A 16,213-nucleotide genomic window follows, 5' to 3' on the forward strand; every position below is an offset into this window, starting at 1 on the left:
GAATTTATACATATACTATCAGAGAAATAGCCCTTGGCAATGCGTTGCGTTTATCGGCTGGGTAAAGTGTGGCGCAATGGTGGCAGGGCTTCTGCCTGGGGGCGAGTGTATGGCAAAAGCCCTGATATATTGGTGGCAGATTAATCTGTCAGCGCCACCAGTTGAGCAGGGTGACCAGGGGCTTTATCAGTAGCTGAACACTGCCTATTACAAACAGCCAGGCGCCGATAATAGTGTGAACATCTGTGAGAAAAAAGAAGCTGCCCAGTAGAAAACAGAGAGCGACTATCAGGTCGCTTAGGGTATTGAACAAGGCGTGTTTGGGAAGAGGGGTGGCGGGGGCTTTGATATCTTGCTCGGCAAAATATCGCTGCTTACTGTCGATCATGGTTCCTTCTTGGTAGTTATGATTCGCCGCGATACCTTAACGCTGCCATCCTCCGAGCGCAAATCTAATTCCCTGTTTTAATGCAAATAAATATATCAACATAATCATTGGATTAAGTTAACAGCTGGCCCCTTTGGTTTGTCAGGCTTGGCTAAAGAGTAGCGTAACTTAACGGCCCAGGCCTGAACCCTGGGTAACTGTTATTTCGCCGTTAAAGCCTATCAGTTCGGCGAGTGTTTGCGCGTAGGCTCTGGCCTTGTCTGTGGCCTGCTTTTGAGGTTTGAACAGGCCAAAACCGAGTCGCTCACGCTCAGCAAAACAGAGTACCACGCTGACACTTATGAGCTCTTCGTCAGTCAGGTGTTCAAGCATGTGACTTCTGAATCTTTCGTTATAGGTATTGCGTTGCACCTCTATGCGGCAGAGTTGACTGAGAGGCTTGCTTTTTCCGCCCCGGAAGAAGCAGCCCTGTTGCAGATCCAGAGTAACGGGTTTGAGCAGGTGGTAGAGGTTCAGGCCCATGATGATGCCGCTGAGCCCCAGCACTATAGCTATGATGGCAGCCGTAAACCAAGTGTCCTGTCTGGCGGGGTCCAACATCAGTACTCCCAGAATTCCGGCAAGCATCGCCAGTAGTCCCCAAAGCGCGTATTTCAGTTGCGTTTGCCTGCTGCGCCAGACGAGTTTCAACTTGCCTGGCTCAGCCTCGAGCTTTGTCATCAGCATATGCTGCTGATATTGGCAGAGCCTGGCCTGCTGTGGTTTTTTGGTCATACAATGGTCACCATGAAATCAGTAGTTTGTCGTAAAACCCAGTGCTTAAGCCAGCAGGCTCGAGTGAGCCGCTATCAGTTGCCAGCCGCTTGTCCTGCGCAGCCAAACCCGGGTAAAGCGAAAACGGCCGTTGGTTGGCGCTTTGGCATAGCTGCCTTGAATATTCACCTCCGCCGACACTATCGCAGTCCCCTGATGCAGCCGTATCTCTTCGGCCAGGGTGTCTATCCGAGTGATATTGAGCAGGCCTGAGCTGTGGGCATGCAGATCCTCTGCTTTGCCGAGCATTTGCCCCAGGTGATTGGTGAATATCAGTTGAGGCGACAACAGTCTATCCAGCAAATTGATATTCGAATTCAACATGGCGCTACGCAGTTGGCTTTCCAGTTGCTGAATGTCTGAGATGTGATTCATGGTTATTCCCAAGGCCTGATGAGTGACGGCAAAGAGGTAAGGAGGTTTAAAAAATACTGACTTTGGCACACTTGCCACAGTACCAGGAGTTCTGCCATTGATTTAGTGCCGCCTGGTATTGCCGCATCGACTTTCGCCCTCCCAAGTAGTTTTTCCACAGCCAATCGGCGCTCAGGATCAGAGTAAAACAGGAGACAAAAAAGCACAGCGCTCCCAGCCAAAAACTGCTCCAGTTGCTGCCTGCCTGAAACCCCAGGTAGCCGCCCAAGAGTAGCCCGGGGAAAGCCGCCAGAAATAGCACCAAGGGCTGAGGGTCAGATGGCGGCGAGCAGCGCTTGGCCAGTTCGGTTTGCAGTTGGGCGCTACCCTTGAGTTTTTGTTTTCCATGCACTGAGAAGGGTTGGTTGTTCCACGCGGGTTTGGCCGAGGCGCTGACTGACACTTCTGTTGTTCCTTCGGCATGAATGGCTTTGAAATGTCTGATACTGTCTGAGCCGCAATGTCTGCAACGCATTGATTGTTCTCCTTAACTTGGACTAACCGGATCCATGATACTTCTCGTCCAAACAACAAGCCTTTGCTGGTCGCCGAGTCATGGTAAAGCTTTTAGCCTCGGCGGTGAACCCGAAAACCAGCTACAGGCACTCTTTTTATCTGTATTAGCAGCGTTTGGGTAAACTCATATAAATTAACTTCTATGCACTTATGATGAAAATATATTCATTGGATGCTGGAAGTGTGAAAGATAGTTCATCTGCGGACGGCCAATTTCATATTGATCGATTGGATTGGCAATACAAATTTCGCCGGAATGTTTGCTAAAGCAGATTGGCTTCAATATTTGAGCCGCATTTGGCTTAACTTAGTCTATACATCTGCCGAGGTGGACTTTATCTATTTACAATAATCATACAGGTTTGGCCCCATATTTAACTCATTGAGATTAATAAAAATACATTAGGAATTTATATTCCTTGAATATTAAATGGTTCAAAAAATAAATAAAAAATAATTGAACCAGGGGGCGTAATGACAGCAGCAATATCGGCAGTAGAAATCACCAGGGGCTCGGCACAGTGGAAGGCGGCAACCCGCTTCGACAGCACGGACTGGGGTTGGGTGATCATGAGTATAGGCATGGCCATTGGCGCGGGGATAGTATTTCTGCCCATTCAAATAGGCTTGATGGGACTTTGGGTATTCCTGCTATCGGCCATTATTGGCTATCCAGCCATGTATATGTTTCAGAAACTATTTATTAATACCTTGGTGGAATCTCCCAAATGCCGGGATTATCCGGATGTGATTTCCGGTTATCTGGGGAAAAACTGGGGAATATTACTGGGTGTGCTCTATTTCTTGATGTTGGTGATTTGGGTATTGGTTTATTCGACCGCAATTACCAATGACAGCGCTTCTTTCCTGCAGAGTTTTGGCCTCACTAAACAGCTGTTGTCCGATAATCCCTTCTACGGGTTGGCACTGGTTTGCATCCTGGTGAGTCTGGCATCCAGAGGCGAGGCGCTGCTATTCAAGGTTTCATCCTTTATGGTACTCACCAAATTGAGCGTGATTGCGATATTGGGTGTCATGATGATAGAGCAGTGGGATCTGAATAACATAGGTGCGGTTCCCACTCCCCAGAGTGGCTTCAAAGACACTATTGTTATGCTGCCATTTACCCTGTCATCGATTCTGTTTGTGACCAACCTGAGCCCTCTGGTGATCTCCTATCGTGCCAGGGAAAAGTCGATAGAGGTGGCGCACTACAAGGCTCAGAGAGCGATGAAGTTGGCCTTTGGCATTTTGTTTGTAGTGGTATTTTTCTATGCCGTGTCTTTCAGCCTGGCCATGGGGCATGACCAGGCGCTAAAAGCCTACGATGAGAATATCTCCGCCTTGGCCATGGTGGCTCAGGGTATCCCCGGAGACACCATCAAGCTGTTCAGCCTGATCCTGAATATTTTTGCCGTTATGACAGCCTTCTTTGCGGTTTACATGGGGTTTCGTGAAGCCTGTTATGGACTGACCATGAACTTGCTGAGGCGCACCACTGCGGAAGAGAAGATCAATACCAAGTACGTCAATCGCGGCATTATTTTGTTTACCATACTGCTTGCCTGGGGCGCCATCTGTTTCAATGCGCCTGTGCTCAGCTTTACCAGCATCAGCAGCCCGATCTTCGGCCTGGTGGGATGTTTGATCCCGGCTTACCTGGTCTATCGGGTGCCTGCGCTGCATAAATATAAGGGCTTGTCTCTCTACATAGTTATCGCGACCGGCATCTTGCTGTGTCTGTCCCCCTTGCTGACATTCAGCTGAAGCCTTGTCGCAAGGCCTTGAGCAGGTTGGATTTCCTGTTCAAGGCCTACCCAGCTTCACCCCCAGGCTTTGGGACGTAATCCATCACGCAATTCACTCTATCTCTGTCGTTTAAGGAATCCTATGCACGAGTATCTGCTGTTTTCCCTGGGCGTATTACCGCTCTTGGTCATGATCCTGCTGATCCTGAAAATCAAGATGCCGATACATCAGGCGGTGTTAATCACTCTGTTACTGACCCTGGTCGAGGCAACCATTTTCTGGCATACCCCGGCACAGACCTTGGGCTCGGCCATGGCTTATGGGGTTATCAAAGGCTTGTGGCCAATAGTGATAGTGATCCTGGGGGCCATCTTCAGCTATAACCTGATGCTTCAAACCCGCAGCATGGAGGTACTGAAAAACCTTCTCGCCGGGATCAGCGACGATAAGCGGATCCAGGTGTTGCTGATCTCCTGGTGTTTTGGCGGATTTCTCGAGGCCGCCGCTGGATACGGTACTGCAGTGGCGATTCCTATCGGGATATTGATTGCTTTGGGTTTCAAGCCGCTGAAGGCGGCGATTGCTTCTCTGGTGGCCAACACAGTGCCTACGGCGTTTGGTGCCGTGGGGATCCCTGTGTCGATTCTGGCTGAGCAGGTAAACCTGCCTGTGACTGAGCTGAGCGGCACAGTTATCGCGCAGCTGGCACTGTTTACCTTGCTGCTGCCTTTTGTGATTGTCGCCATCATAGGGGATGGACTCAAGGCGATACGGGGAGTGTTTGGCATTACGCTGGTATGTGGAATTGCAACACTGCTGCCGCAGTACTTTGTCGCCATTCATCTGGGAGCTGAGTTGCCCGCCTTTGCCGGCAGTTTGGTCAGTTTGCTGGTGGTGGCCTTGATGGCTAAAAAACGCCAAAAGCCCACCCCTGCCGCTTATCGTATCGACAATGACCAGTGCCGCATCACGGGCCACTACAGTGGCGGACAAATCTTCAAAGCCTGCGCCATCTATCTGCTGATCTTTGTGTTTATTCTGCTGTGCTCGCCGCTGTTTCCGGAAATCAAGAGCCTGCTGACTCAGGTGTCTTCCAAGCCGGTATTTCCGCTTGCCAATGGGGTGGAGCTGAGTTTGACCATTGACTGGATAGCCTCGCCGGGGGTCTTGATCATTCTGGCGACCCTTATCGGCGGCTCCCTTCAGGGAGCTTCATTGGCCAGCATGTTAAAGGTGTTCAGCGCGACGTTAAAGCAACTGAAAAACTCCATCATAGCCATCACCGCCATAGTGGCGATGGCAACCGTGATGGATGTCAGCGGTCTGATAACAGATATGGCCCATACCCTGGTGAATATTACCGGAGGGGCGTACCTGTTTATCGCCCCCTTGATTGGCGCGTTGGGGACTTTTGCCACCGGCAGCGATACCAACTCCAATGTGCTGTTTGGTAAGTTGCAGACAGTGGCTGCGGAAAAGCTGCAGGTGGATCCGCTGTGGCTGGCTGCCGCCAATACCTCCGGAGCCACGGGCGGGAAAATGATCTCGCCCCAGAGCATAGCCATTGCCGTGTCGGCGGCCCGGATGGAGGGCCAGGGCAGCGCTATCATGTCCGGTACCATCAAATACTGTATGGCTTACATCTTGATCCTGGGGCTTAAGGTGGGCCTGGTGTATTACCTGTTTATGAGCTGATGTCAGAGAGTTTCTTCGACGAGGAGTTTACGCGAGGAGTTATTGTCTCGCGTACTCTTTGTGCAAAGAGAGCTTGCCACTAACAGGCCTGAGTAGTGGCTGTATGCTTGTTACTTGCCCGCCTGCTTACAGCCAGCCCTTTTGTTTGGCGATTCGGGCGGCATCGATACGATTGGAGGCTCCCAGCTTGTTGATGGCTTCCGACAGATAGTTGCGCACTGTGCCTTCACTGATAAAGAGAGCGGCGGCAATCTCGCCGCTGCTCTTGCCCTCGGCGGCCAGTCGCAGGGCACGGCGTTCCTTGTCGGAGAGTGGGTCTTGCTCCCCAAGAGCCAGCATGGCCAGTTCGGGGGCAATGACTTTTTTACCCTGCATCACCTTGGCAATGGCCTCGACCAGTTCCTCCACCGGGGCATCCTTTAGCAGGAAGCCGCAGACACCGGCCTCCAGCGCCCGTTTGATATAGCCGGCGCGGCCAAAGGTGGTGATGATAATGGTCTTCAGCGCAGGTTGCTCTCGGGCGACCCAGGCAGCCAGCTCCAGCCCCGAAGTGCCGGGCATTTCGATATCTGTCAGCAGCAGTTGAAAATCCTCGGTCTTGAGCAATGCCAATGCCTGGTCGCCATCCGTGGCCTGGGTGACGCTGAAGTCCCCGGACAGTTGCAGCAGGCCGGCAAGCGCGCCGCGAACCATGGCCTGATCTTCTGCCAGCAATATCTTCATACCTGGCCCTCCTGGGGATTTTTATGTTGCTCTTGGGCGAGCTTGTCCATGTTCTCGGTACTCTCGGTCTTCACTGTGCTCTTTGCTTTCTCAATGCCCTCTCCCTGGGCCGATAACAGCTGTTGTCTGGGCAGCAGTAAAAGAGCGCTGAAACCCTTTGCTGTATCGATTTGCAGTTCGCCACCCAAGAGGGCAAGCCGCTCGGCTATGCCTTTGAGGCCGTTCCCCGGAGTGGGTTTGAGCCTTATCGTGCCGTTGTCTCGCAGGCAAATAGTAAGTTGAGGCTCCAGGGTAAAGCTCAAGTGTGCCTCTGTGGCATCACTGTGCCTGAGAATATTGCTCACCAGTTCGGTCAGGATCAGTATCAGTTGGCTTTCTGCCAGTGGCGACAGCACAGGCAGTTCCCCCTCCAGGCTGACCGCCAAGCCTTTTTCGCGCAAGCGCCGACAGAGTTGGGCGCAGCAGCTATCCAGCCCCTGATGCCGATAGTCGGCCACAGCCCGGCGAATTTGGCTCAGGCTGTCACGGGCAATCTGCGCCAGTTCAGTGAGTTGTTCCCGACTGGCTTGCAGATCATTTTTTTGCAGCAGCTTGTTTGCCAGCTCGGCCTTGAGGGCGATGGAAGAAAGTTGATGTCCCATGAGGTCGTGCAAATCTCTTCCGATACGCTCCCGCTCCAACATGGTCGCCAGGGCACGGATCTCCTCTTCGCTACGGCGGGCTTGTCGTTTGGCCTGTTGGCGTTTGCGTTCGGCGACCCCAAGCAGAGAGATAGCGGCTGTCAGGCCGCAGCCATAATAGACAAAATAGAGGCCGTTAAAACCCAGCAATAGATTCAATGCCAGTAGCACCAGGGCGATCAACAATAATGCCGGCAAGAGCAGCCTGAGAGGATAAAAAAAGCCGATAAAGAAGGCGGCGAAGGTAAACAGCGACAAAGAACCCGGATTGGCGGGGGTGATCAAGATAGCCAGTAGGATGATCCCCAGAATTGGCCAGTGCACTTTAGCCCTATCGGCGCCATAGGCGCAAAAATAACAGTAGATAAAGGGCGGCAAAACCAGCAGACTGGCGAGCCATTGCCAGGGCGACACCGGCATAATAAACAGTGGGATAAAGTAAAAGGCCAGATTGACCAGATAGTATTTGGCCAGTTTGAGTTCGGTTTGAGTCTGTGGATCCTGCATCGGTTGTCCTCGCATCTCCAGCGCAAATAATGGCGTGTATCGGTGCACAAGTAAACCGGATCCCCGGGCGGAGATCCGGTCGAGACCTTAAGGTGGTGCGAATAAGCCCCAGTGGCACTCTGGTTCGCACCTTCCCTTATTGCTGCGTTTGTTTTGACAGAAGAAAACCCGCCCAGGTGTAGTCAGGATCCAGTGCCAGCGCTTGTTGCCAACTCCGGCTGGCGGCTTTGGATTGCCCCAGCTGTTGCTGTATCACTCCCCGCCAGGTGTAAGCTTCGGCCTGACCCCAGCAGATATCGCTGCAGGGATTGGCATAGAGTTTCAGGGCGCGTTCAATTTCCTGCAGGGCTCTGTCACTGCTGCCACCATACTCGACAGGCGTATAGAAACTGGAGATGGCGCCAATGAGCGCGACTCTGGGGCTGTTGGGCGCCAGTTGTCTGGCATTTTGCAGAGACTTGCCTGCAGCTTTCCCCAAGGTTGCCGATTGGCTTGGATTGGCGGTTATCTGCATACCATAAACGGCAGACAGAAGTGCCAGAGCTTCGCCGTCATTGTTGAAGTTCGGTTGAGCCAGGCTTTCGGCCGCAGTGGCCAAGGCCTGATCCCGGGTCTGAAGCTGGCCAAGTATATTGGCGCTGACAGCCAAACGATAGTTGGCGTAGGCCTGTTGATATCCCTGACTGTTGTCGGCGTAGAGGCTCAAGGTGTCAATGTCGATTTGATTTGCAGCGGCATCAATTTCATCAATGGTGGCTGCCTGGGTTGAGAGGGCCAGACTCAGGCCCAATAACAGTGTGAGTTTACGCATCATTCGCTCCTTGGATGAACAGACTCGAATCTGAGTCGGGTTTAGTATTCCCGAGAGCCTGAATTGGCGGTATTCACAAAGGTCATAAGTTGCAGGTGACAAATGTCATCATTACCGGCAAGTCACCGGCCTTGGTGGATATGCCGGCCGATGCCGTCTTCAAGATCAATCATAAACTGGATAAGGAACTGACCACTGCACCGGTAAAACTGAGCCGTGCCAGCATGTCAGCCATAGATGACAATACCCTGGCGATGACGTTGAGCTATGAAGATGGCACCAAGCAGGTAATGCTGGGGCGCAAGCAGGGGGAGATGGTGGACTTCTACCTGGATCAGCAATTCATTGCCAGTGTCAGCATAGCTGAAATGGAGAGTTATCTAGCGGCTCGCTCCTGAGCGCTCTTGGGCTGCTTGAGCCCTTAACTTGATGATATCCCGGGTTTTTGACTATCCATTCTTGACGTCAAAACCCGGGATTTTTTTATGCTACTGCGGCTTGGCAACAAAGCTTTTCAGAAGCATTCAGTTGCCAGTGGCGTACTCAGATTCAGGCGCTGGCGTGGGTAACCAGATAGCCCATATAGCCGCAGTAACCCAGCAATAATATGGCGCCTTCGCGGCGACCGATACGAAAACCGCTCCAGGCAAAGGGCAACACCAACAGTGCCAGGGTTAGCATCACGCTGAAGTCCAGGCTACTGAAACCGGCTGAGCTGATAGGATGCACCAAGGCCGTGACCCCGAGGATCCCCAGCAGGTTGAACAGGTTGGAGCCAACCACATTACCTATGGCGATATCGCTCTGGCCCTTGAGAGCGGCCAGAATCGAGGTCACCAATTCCGGCATGCTGGTGCCTATGGCAATAATGGTCAGGCCGATCACTACTTCGCTGATACCGAAGGTACGGGCCAACTCGACCGCGCCATCGACAAACAGTATGCCGCCGCCCACCAACATGCCGATACCGGCGATGATAAACAGCAGCGACAACAGAGGGTTCTTGGGGCCTTCAATAGGCTCGTCAGTATCTTCGCCCTTGCTGCTGAAATAGCTGAGCAACAGGTAGCCTACCAGTAAGCTGGTCAGTACGGCGCCGTCAATCAGGCTCAGTTCACCGTCGAGTACCAGCAGCCACATCAAAATAGAGGCGCCTATCATCAGCGGAATGTCGCGTCTGACCATCTGTGACTGTACCCCTATCGGGCGGATCAGTGCGGTCAGGGCCAGGATCAGACCGATATTGGCGATATTGGAGCCCACCACGTTACCCAGGGCAATGCCTGGGCTACCGGCCAGTGCTGACTTAACGCTCACTGCCAGCTCGGGCGCGCTGGTGCCGAAGGCGACGATCGTCAGGCCGATCACCAGCGGGGTGATCCCCAGGCGCAGGGCGATGACGCTGGCGCCGCGAACCAAGGCTTCTGCTCCCAGAGTCAGGATCAAGAAGCCGCCGAGAATAGAGAGTGCAATCAACATTGAAAACCGCTTTTCCTGTCAGTAAGGTGCCATGCAGAACGGCACCGATGAATGTGTTTGGGCTGCCAGCATAAGGGTTTCCCCCCCGAAGGCAACCTCTTTTTGACAGAATATGTCACAAAAATCCCGGCCGAAGCCGGGATGATCAGATAAACCAAGGTGCGTCGGCTCTAGATTTCATCTTCCCAAACGACCTTGGCACCGCGGATGCCTTCCATCCGGCTGGCGTATCTGTTCTCCAACACATGACGCTTGATTTTCAGCGTTGGGGTCAGCACGTCGTTCTCTATGGTCCAGGGCTCCTTGACCACCAGAACCGCTTCCACGGTTTCATGGGATTCCAGGTTGGGGTTAACCGCATCCACAGTGGCCTTGAGCGAGGCGCGCACCTCTTCTCTGGCTTGCAGCGCCGCCCCTTCAGAGAGTTGCACCAAAGCCACAGGGTGAGGCAGTCCCAGGCCGATGACACAGATGAGTTCCACATGGGGATCCTGCGCCAGCTTACGTTCAATCGGCACTGGCGCCACATACTTGCCCTTGGCGGTCTTGAAGTTATCCTTGACCCGGCCTGTGATGCTGACGCAACCGTCGGCATCTATGGCGCAGAGATCGCCGGTGAGGAAGAAGCCCTCTTCATCGAAGGCGGCGGCTGTGGCTTCCGGCGCCTTGTAGTATTCACGCATCAATCCCGGGCTCTTCACCAGCAGTTCGCCATTGGCCGCCTGCTTGACTTCGCAGCCGATCACCGGCTTGCCGACAGTGCCTATCTTGCTGGCATCGAAGGGAAAGTTGATGATTGAGTAGGCGCAGTTTTCTGTCATGCCCCAGGCTTCGCAGATATCCAAACCTATGCTGTGATACCACTCCACCAGTGATGGCGGTATCGGCGCCGAACCTGAACCGAGCAAACGACACTTGTCCAGCCCCAGCCCTTTATGGATCTTGCGTTTGACCAGATGGCTGATGAGGGGGATCTTCAGCAGCAGATTGAGTCTGGCGTAGCCGACCTTATCGATAATGTTCTTCTGGAACAGGGTCCACAGCCGAGGTACCGAGAAGAACACCGTTGGCCGCATTCGCTGCACATCGGCAACAAAGCTGTCGAGGGTTTCGACAAAGGCAACGCAGGAGCCGGAATAGAAGGAGGAACCCTCTATCGCCACCCGCTCTGTGATATGGGCCAGCGGCAGGTAGGACAGCAGTCTGTCTTTCCCATCTGTCTTGAGATCGCGCACCACGGCATTACAGGTCCAGCCGTAGCTGCCGAAGGTTTGGATGGCGCCCTTGGGCTTGCCGGTGGAACCTGAGGTGTAGATCAGCGTCATCACCTGCTCGGCCTCGGGATAAGGGGCATCCACCAGAGGTGTACCGAGATTCAACAGCTGCTGCCATTGATACTGAGCCGGCATTGTGTCATAAGGCATTGCCAGGCGCAGAATATCACCGCCGACACCGGCTTCCTGATCGGCCCAGTGATCCAGCTTACCCAGCATGATGGCCTTACAGCCACTGTGTTCTAGCACGTAGCGTATGGTATCGGCATTGGCCGTGGGGTAGATGGGCACACTGATATAGCCGCCGTGCATCAGCGCCAGATCGGTAATGAACCATTCGGCGCAGTTTTTTGACAGCACGGCTATCTTGTCGCCGGGATGCAGCCCCAAGTGACGCAGGCCGCCGCAGAGTTGTTGCACCTTGGCCTGTACCTGACGCCAGGTCAGATCCTGATATTGGCCGTTGATCGGCTGCCTGAGATAGATCTCATCGCCTTGAGTCTCTACCCAGTGGTCGAGCATTTCCACCGGGCTCTTGAATGATGCTTCCATGGGGTGTCCCCTTTACTGTTCTTGTTATCTGCGTAGCTGCAGCTTCCCCCACGGCGGCTGCAACGATCTGATTATCTGTTAGTTTCGCTATGCAGTGGCCAAACCAGTATGGCGATAATTGTGATCTGGCGCAATATTTAATCGGTTGTTTGAAAAGCTTCACAGTTCGGGGACGGGTTCACGCATCCGTTGCCACCAGTCGGCAGCGGCGACTATTTGGCCCTGCGCGTCTATGGCCGGGTAGGGAATACCTTTGCGCCGACAGGCTTTGGCATAAATGGGGTGGCCTTGCTCAAACAACATGGTCTGGCAATAGTCATTGTCCAGCTTGCGGGCGCCATAGAGCCCGGCCTCCTGCCGCTGACGCTGCGCCTCATACAGCAGCAGCGCCGACGCCACCGAGACATTGAGGGATTGCACCATGCCGACCATGGGGATCACTACCTGCTCGTCGGCGGTGGCCAGGGCTTCGGCGCTGATACCATCACGTTCATTACCGACAATAAAGGCGGTGGGGCGGCGGTAATCCAGCTCCCTAAAGTCACGGGCCTGAGGGCCGAAATGGGTGGCGACCAGCTGCATCCCGCGCGCCTTGCAGGCCTTGGCAGCCGAGGCGAAGTCATAGTGTTTAATGGTTTTGACCCACTGCTGACTGCCGGAGGCGGTATTGCCGGACAGGCGCATATCGGCATCGGGCCAGACCGCATGGATTTCGTGGATACCCACAGCATCGGCACTGCGCAGCGCGGCGGAAATATTGTTGCTCTTGTGGACTCTGTCCAGGATCAGGCTCAGATCCGGCTGGCGCATGTCCAGCATTTGGTTGATGCGAGCGAAGCGTTCGGGGCTCATTGGCGGGGGATCCTATATGAAAAAGGGCGCCGTAGCGCCCTGTATTGGGGAGGGAACTCAGAGTTCCATCACACCGTCCATCTCGACCAGAGAGCCCTTTGGCAGCTCTTTCACGCCGATGGCGGCGCGGGCCGGGTAAGGCTGGTTAAAGTAACGGCTCATGATTTCGTTGACCGTGGCAAAGTTGCCCAGATCCAGCATATAGATATTCAGCTTGACGATATCGGCCATGGAACCGCCGGCGGCTTCACAGACGGCCTTGAGGTTGTCGAATACCCGTACAACCTGGGTTTCAAAGTCGTCACCGGCCAGTGCCATGGTGGCTGGGTCCAGCGGGATCTGCCCGGACAGGTAGACTGTGCTGCCCACTTTGACTGCCTGGGAGTAGGTGCCGATAGCGGCGGGAGCCTTGTCTGTTGCTATGATGATCTTCTCTGCCATAACGCTCTCTCTTTTTTCTGTTATCAACGGTTACGGGATGTACGCAGAACCTCGGGCAGTACCCTGATTCGGCGCATAACATTTGCCATGTGGATCCGGTCGCGAACCGAGATGCGCAGGTTGATCAGATAGACGCGGCCATCGCGCTCTTCGGTGCTGAGATTGTGAATATTGGAGCCTTCGGCGGCAATGATATTGGTGATCTTCGCCAGCGCGCCCTGATGGTTGACGATTTCGACCCTCAGGTTGGCCTGGAATTCGACGCCATCGACGGCATCCCACTGCACCGGAATATACTTGTCCGGCTCGCCCTGATAGCCGCGGATGTTGGCGCAGTTTTCCATGTGCACCACCAGGCCCTTGCCCGGGCTCACGTGAGCAATCACGGCATCCCCAGGAATGGGGCGGCAGCAGTTGGCGAAAGTAACCAGCATGCCTTCGGCGCCGCGGATCGGCATCAGCTTGTGCTCATCATGCTGCTTCTGCGGCTCTATCTTGTCGCCCTTGAGGCGTTGGGCTATGACTATGCTCATGGCATTGCCAAGACCTATGTCGGCCAGCAGTGACTGCAGATCGGCGTGTTTGGTGTCTTTGACTACTTTGTCTATTTGCGCCGGATCTATCTGTTCCAGCTTGGTTTCGCCCAGTGCATGGTTCAGCAGACGCCTACCCAGGGTGCTGGCTTCGTCCTGCTTGAGGCTCTTGAGCACCTGACGGATTTTGGCGCGGGCCTTGCCGGTAACCACGAAGTTGAGCCAGGCGGCGTTGGGGCGGGCACCCTTGGCGGTGATGATCTCGACCGTTTGCCCGGAAATCAGTGGCTGACTCAGGGGGTAGGCCTGGCGGTTGACCCGGGCGCCGACACAGGTGTTGCCTACATCTGTGTGCACCTCATAGGCGAAGTCTACCGCGGTGGCGCCTACCGGCAGTTCCAGAATGCGGCCCTCGGGAGTGAACACATAGATCTCTTCCGGGAACAGCTCTGTCTTGACGTTTTCAACAAATTCAAACGAGGTGGAAGCACTCTGCTGCAGTTCCAGCAGGCTTTGCATCCATTTGCGGGCGCGCAGCTGGGTAGTGGTACCCGAGGCGCCGGTCTGGCCACTCTTGTACATCCAGTGGGCAGCAACCCCTTTATCGGCCATCTGGTCCATGTCTTCGGTACGGATCTGAATTTCCACCGGTACCGCATGGGGACCAAACAGCGAGGTATGCAACGACTGATAGCCGTTGGCCTTGGGAATGGCGATATAGTCTTTAAATCTGCCCGGACGCGGCTTGTAGAGGCCGTGCATCACCCCGAGCACCCGATAACAGGTATCTATGGAGTCCACTATCAGGCGGAAGGCATAGATATCCATCACTTCCTGGAATTGCAGCTCTTTGCTGCGCATCTTGTTGTAGATGGAATAGAGGTTCTTTTCCCTGCCCTTGACCTTACCCTTGATACCCACATCTTCCAGGCGGGTACGAATGGCGGTTTCTATGCTTTGGATCAGTTCCTTGCGGTTACCGCGGGCGGCACGAACCACCTCTTTGAGTACCCGATAGCGCATGGGGTAATAGGCCTGAAAGCCGAGATCTTCCAACTCTGTCTTGATATTGTGAATACCCAGACGGTTGGCGATGGGGGCGTAAATTTCCAGGGTTTCGCGGGCAATGCGGCGACGTTTGTCGGGCCGCAGGGCGCCCAGGGTGCGCATATTGTGGGTGCGGTCGGCCAGTTTGATGAGGATCACCCGGATATCCTGAGTCATGGCCATCATCATCTTGCGGAAGTTTTCCGCCTGGGCCTCTTTCTTGTCGCGGAATTTGATCTTGTCGAGCTTGGAGACACCTTCCACCAGCTCCGCCACCGAGGCGCCGAACAGTTCGGCCAGATCCTGATGGGTAACTTGGGTGTCTTCTATGGTGTCGTGCAACAGGGCGGCCATCAGCGTCTCGTGGTCGAGACGCATTTCGGCCAGGATGCGGGCAACCGCAACCGGATGGGTAATATAGGGTTCGCCACTGGTGCGCATCTGCCCTTCATGGGCATCACGCGCCACCTGATAGGCCTGCTTGAGTAATTCTACCTGCTCCGGCTCCAGATAACTGGCGGCAGACTCCTTGAGACCTTCAAACAGATACAAGTGGCTGTTCTCCTAAGAATATGCCTTAGAGTGAAGAGTTACCTTCTGCAATCGCTGCCACGGCAGCAATTTCAGCTGCTTCGCGCTCACGTACGCTCTGACGCTCATCGGCATCCAGAGTCGCTGAGTTAACCAGTCCCTGTTCGATTTCGCGCAGTGCGATAACAGTGGGTTTGTCGTTTTGCTCTTCAACCAAAGGATCTTTACCCTGGACGGCGATCTGACGGGCACGACGCGCCGCAACCATGATCATATCAAAACGGTTGCCGATTTGTTTAACGGCGTCTTCTACAGTAACGCGAGCCATGTGTTGAAACTCCAGTGATTTGAATGGAAAAAATGACGCAAAATTGTACACGAAGGCAATTAATCTGCCAACAGACCCTTAAGCATATCATTGTGAGTATTAATTTGACTAGCACGAGTCAGGCGTTGCGAGCGAATGATCGCACTCAGATCCCCCAGTGCAGTCTCAAAATCGTCGTTGACTATGATGAAATCATACTCTTTGTAGTGCGACATTTCTGACACTGCCTGTGCCATGCGGGAGGCGATGACTTCGCTGCTGTCCTGACCGCGGCCGGTCAGACGGCGCTCCAGTTCTTCGCGGGACGGTGGCAGAATAAAGATGCCGATGGCCTCGGGCATCAGTTTCTTCACTTGCTGGGCACCCTGCCAGTCGATATCCAGGAATACATCTATGCCCCGTTCAAGCGTCTCTTCAATGACCTTGCGGGAAGTGCCATAAAAGTTACCGAAGACTTCGGCCCACTCGAAGAAGGCTTCTTCGGCAATCAGCGCCTTGAACTCCTCCACCGACACATAATGATAGTGCTGGCCGTGAACCTCTCCCGGACGGGGCTGGCGGGTGGTGTGCGATACGGAAACTTGTTTGTCGGCCGGTTTATTGGCCAGTAGGGCTGCAATCAGTGACGATTTGCCCGCTCCACTGGGGGCCGAGACAATAAAAAGGTTTCCGCGTGCACTCATAATATTTGGGTTCCAAGTCTTTGGCTGTAAAAAGCCGGTGGCTGATGAGGGAAGCTGCGAACTATGCCCTGTCGGCACTCTGGCTTGCGCCAGCTACAGGTGTTCAAAGCAGCTTCCTTAAGGGCAGCTATTATATAGGCAGGCAATGCTGCCATGCCAGTGGCGCTGACAATTGCCATCAAATTCGTTAGGCTGCC

At 54.1% G+C, this 16,213-nt stretch carries 17 protein-coding genes; 3 read left to right on the top strand and 14 right to left on the bottom strand.

Translation table 11 applies throughout. The features are described 5' to 3' along the window. Positions 1 to 148: 148 nt before the first annotated feature. The 4 genes from N512_RS22610 to N512_RS0108695 form a co-directional block, all read right to left on the bottom strand. Positions 149 to 388: a YrhK family protein gene (locus N512_RS22610; protein WP_037474551.1), complete on the bottom strand. Its 240-nt coding sequence runs from the start codon at positions 386 to 388 to the stop codon at positions 149 to 151. Between the two features lie 168 nt (positions 389 to 556). Beyond that, the gene (locus N512_RS0108685; RefSeq protein WP_028780068.1) at positions 557 to 1,162 is read right to left on the bottom strand and encodes a hypothetical protein; all 606 of its coding nucleotides are present in this window, start codon (positions 1,160 to 1,162) and stop codon (positions 557 to 559) included. Between the two features lie 45 nt (positions 1,163 to 1,207). After that, positions 1,208 to 1,576 (bottom strand): nuclear transport factor 2 family protein, encoded by a 369-nt coding sequence (locus N512_RS0108690; RefSeq protein ID WP_028780069.1) that lies wholly within the window; start codon positions 1,574 to 1,576, stop codon positions 1,208 to 1,210. 46 nt (positions 1,577 to 1,622) lie between these two features. Then, positions 1,623 to 2,090, bottom strand: a complete 468-nt coding sequence (locus N512_RS0108695) for a hypothetical protein (RefSeq protein ID WP_028780070.1) — start codon at positions 2,088 to 2,090, stop codon at positions 1,623 to 1,625. Positions 2,091 to 2,605: 515 nt separating this feature from the next. On the opposite strand from N512_RS0108695, the gene N512_RS0108700 reads away from it, so the two are divergent. Continuing rightward, complete coding sequence (locus N512_RS0108700; RefSeq protein WP_037474554.1) at positions 2,606 to 3,898, top strand: amino acid permease; 1,293 nt, start codon at positions 2,606 to 2,608, stop codon at positions 3,896 to 3,898. A gap of 123 nt (positions 3,899 to 4,021) precedes the next feature. Then, positions 4,022 to 5,575 (top strand): L-lactate permease, encoded by a 1,554-nt coding sequence (locus tag N512_RS0108705; RefSeq protein WP_028780072.1) that lies wholly within the window; start codon positions 4,022 to 4,024, stop codon positions 5,573 to 5,575. A gap of 126 nt (positions 5,576 to 5,701) precedes the next feature. Here the strand turns inward: N512_RS0108705 and N512_RS0108710 are convergent, their stop codons facing one another. The 3 genes from N512_RS0108710 to N512_RS0108720 all read right to left on the bottom strand — a co-directional run bounded on the left by N512_RS0108710 (position 5,702) and on the right by N512_RS0108720 (position 8,296). Then, positions 5,702 to 6,298, bottom strand: a complete 597-nt coding sequence (locus tag N512_RS0108710; protein WP_025010119.1) for a response regulator transcription factor — start codon at positions 6,296 to 6,298, stop codon at positions 5,702 to 5,704. Continuing rightward, positions 6,295 to 7,485: a sensor histidine kinase gene (locus tag N512_RS22615; RefSeq protein WP_081737119.1), complete on the bottom strand. Its 1,191-nt coding sequence runs from the start codon at positions 7,483 to 7,485 to the stop codon at positions 6,295 to 6,297. Before N512_RS22615 ends, N512_RS0108710 begins: the two co-directional genes overlap by 4 nt. Before the next feature lie 136 nt (positions 7,486 to 7,621). Then, on the bottom strand, positions 7,622 to 8,296 hold the full coding sequence (locus N512_RS0108720) for a tetratricopeptide repeat protein (protein WP_028780073.1): 675 nt from the start codon (positions 8,294 to 8,296) through the stop codon (positions 7,622 to 7,624). 89 nt (positions 8,297 to 8,385) lie between these two features. Here N512_RS0108720 and N512_RS22620 point away from each other — a divergent pair, with 89 nt between their 5' ends. Continuing rightward, complete coding sequence (locus N512_RS22620; protein ID WP_051472723.1) at positions 8,386 to 8,694, top strand: DUF3332 family protein; 309 nt, start codon at positions 8,386 to 8,388, stop codon at positions 8,692 to 8,694. A gap of 151 nt (positions 8,695 to 8,845) precedes the next feature. Here the strand turns inward: N512_RS22620 and N512_RS0108730 are convergent, their stop codons facing one another. The 7 genes from N512_RS0108730 to gmk all read right to left on the bottom strand — a co-directional run bounded on the left by N512_RS0108730 (position 8,846) and on the right by gmk (position 16,016). Next, positions 8,846 to 9,775, bottom strand: coding sequence for a calcium/sodium antiporter (locus tag N512_RS0108730; protein ID WP_028780074.1), 930 nt, complete (start codon positions 9,773 to 9,775; stop codon positions 8,846 to 8,848). Positions 9,776 to 9,945: 170 nt separating this feature from the next. After that, on the bottom strand, positions 9,946 to 11,601 hold the full coding sequence (locus N512_RS0108735; protein ID WP_028780075.1) for an AMP-binding protein: 1,656 nt from the start codon (positions 11,599 to 11,601) through the stop codon (positions 9,946 to 9,948). Positions 11,602 to 11,760: 159 nt separating this feature from the next. Continuing rightward, positions 11,761 to 12,453, bottom strand: coding sequence for a tRNA (guanosine(18)-2'-O)-methyltransferase TrmH (trmH, locus tag N512_RS0108740; protein ID WP_028780076.1), 693 nt, complete (start codon positions 12,451 to 12,453; stop codon positions 11,761 to 11,763). A gap of 57 nt (positions 12,454 to 12,510) precedes the next feature. Next, complete coding sequence (locus tag N512_RS0108745; protein WP_025888534.1) at positions 12,511 to 12,894, bottom strand: RidA family protein; 384 nt, start codon at positions 12,892 to 12,894, stop codon at positions 12,511 to 12,513. A gap of 23 nt (positions 12,895 to 12,917) precedes the next feature. After that, positions 12,918 to 15,026 carry a bifunctional GTP diphosphokinase/guanosine-3',5'-bis pyrophosphate 3'-pyrophosphohydrolase gene (gene spoT, locus N512_RS0108750; protein ID WP_028780077.1) on the bottom strand — a complete coding sequence of 703 codons (2,109 nt, stop codon included), beginning with the start codon at positions 15,024 to 15,026 and terminating at the stop codon, positions 12,918 to 12,920. 25 nt (positions 15,027 to 15,051) lie between these two features. Beyond that, positions 15,052 to 15,333 carry a DNA-directed RNA polymerase subunit omega gene (rpoZ, locus tag N512_RS0108755; protein ID WP_025010112.1) on the bottom strand — a complete coding sequence of 94 codons (282 nt, stop codon included), beginning with the start codon at positions 15,331 to 15,333 and terminating at the stop codon, positions 15,052 to 15,054. A 59-nt stretch (positions 15,334 to 15,392) separates the two neighbouring features. Beyond that, a complete protein-coding gene (gene gmk / locus N512_RS0108760) occupies positions 15,393 to 16,016 on the bottom strand; it encodes a guanylate kinase (protein WP_025888535.1) in 624 nt (207 codons plus the stop codon). Positions 16,017 to 16,213: the final 197 nt, after the last annotated feature.

The sequence above is a fragment of the Shewanella sp. 38A_GOM-205m genome (assembly GCF_000518445.1).
GTDB lineage: Bacteria > Pseudomonadota > Gammaproteobacteria > Enterobacterales > Shewanellaceae > Shewanella > Shewanella algae.

Bases quoted from the DNA above. Each gene is read 5' to 3' on its own strand.
- N512_RS22610 (WP_037474551.1), bottom strand. From the start codon at position 388: ATGATCGACAGTAAGCAGCGATATTTTGCCGAGCAAGATATCAAAGCC.
- N512_RS0108685 (WP_028780068.1), bottom strand. From the start codon at position 1,162: ATGACCAAAAAACCACAGCAGGCCAGGCTCTGCCAATATCAGCAGCAT.
- N512_RS0108690 (WP_028780069.1), bottom strand. From the start codon at position 1,576: ATGAATCACATCTCAGACATTCAGCAACTGGAAAGCCAACTGCGTAGC.
- N512_RS0108695 (WP_028780070.1), bottom strand. From the start codon at position 2,090: ATGCGTTGCAGACATTGCGGCTCAGACAGTATCAGACATTTCAAAGCC.
- N512_RS0108700 (WP_037474554.1), top strand. From the start codon at position 2,606: ATGACAGCAGCAATATCGGCAGTAGAAATCACCAGGGGCTCGGCACAG.
- N512_RS0108705 (WP_028780072.1), top strand. From the start codon at position 4,022: ATGCACGAGTATCTGCTGTTTTCCCTGGGCGTATTACCGCTCTTGGTC.
- N512_RS0108710 (WP_025010119.1), bottom strand. From the start codon at position 6,298: ATGAAGATATTGCTGGCAGAAGATCAGGCCATGGTTCGCGGCGCGCTT.
- N512_RS22615 (WP_081737119.1), bottom strand. From the start codon at position 7,485: ATGCAGGATCCACAGACTCAAACCGAACTCAAACTGGCCAAATACTAT.
- N512_RS0108720 (WP_028780073.1), bottom strand. From the start codon at position 8,296: ATGCGTAAACTCACACTGTTATTGGGCCTGAGTCTGGCCCTCTCAACC.
- N512_RS0108730 (WP_028780074.1), bottom strand. From the start codon at position 9,775: ATGTTGATTGCACTCTCTATTCTCGGCGGCTTCTTGATCCTGACTCTG.
- N512_RS0108735 (WP_028780075.1), bottom strand. From the start codon at position 11,601: ATGGAAGCATCATTCAAGAGCCCGGTGGAAATGCTCGACCACTGGGTA.
- trmH (WP_028780076.1), bottom strand. From the start codon at position 12,453: ATGAGCCCCGAACGCTTCGCTCGCATCAACCAAATGCTGGACATGCGC.
- N512_RS0108745 (WP_025888534.1), bottom strand. From the start codon at position 12,894: ATGGCAGAGAAGATCATCATAGCAACAGACAAGGCTCCCGCCGCTATC.
- rpoZ (WP_025010112.1), bottom strand. From the start codon at position 15,333: ATGGCTCGCGTTACTGTAGAAGACGCCGTTAAACAAATCGGCAACCGT.
- gmk (WP_025888535.1), bottom strand. From the start codon at position 16,016: ATGAGTGCACGCGGAAACCTTTTTATTGTCTCGGCCCCCAGTGGAGCG.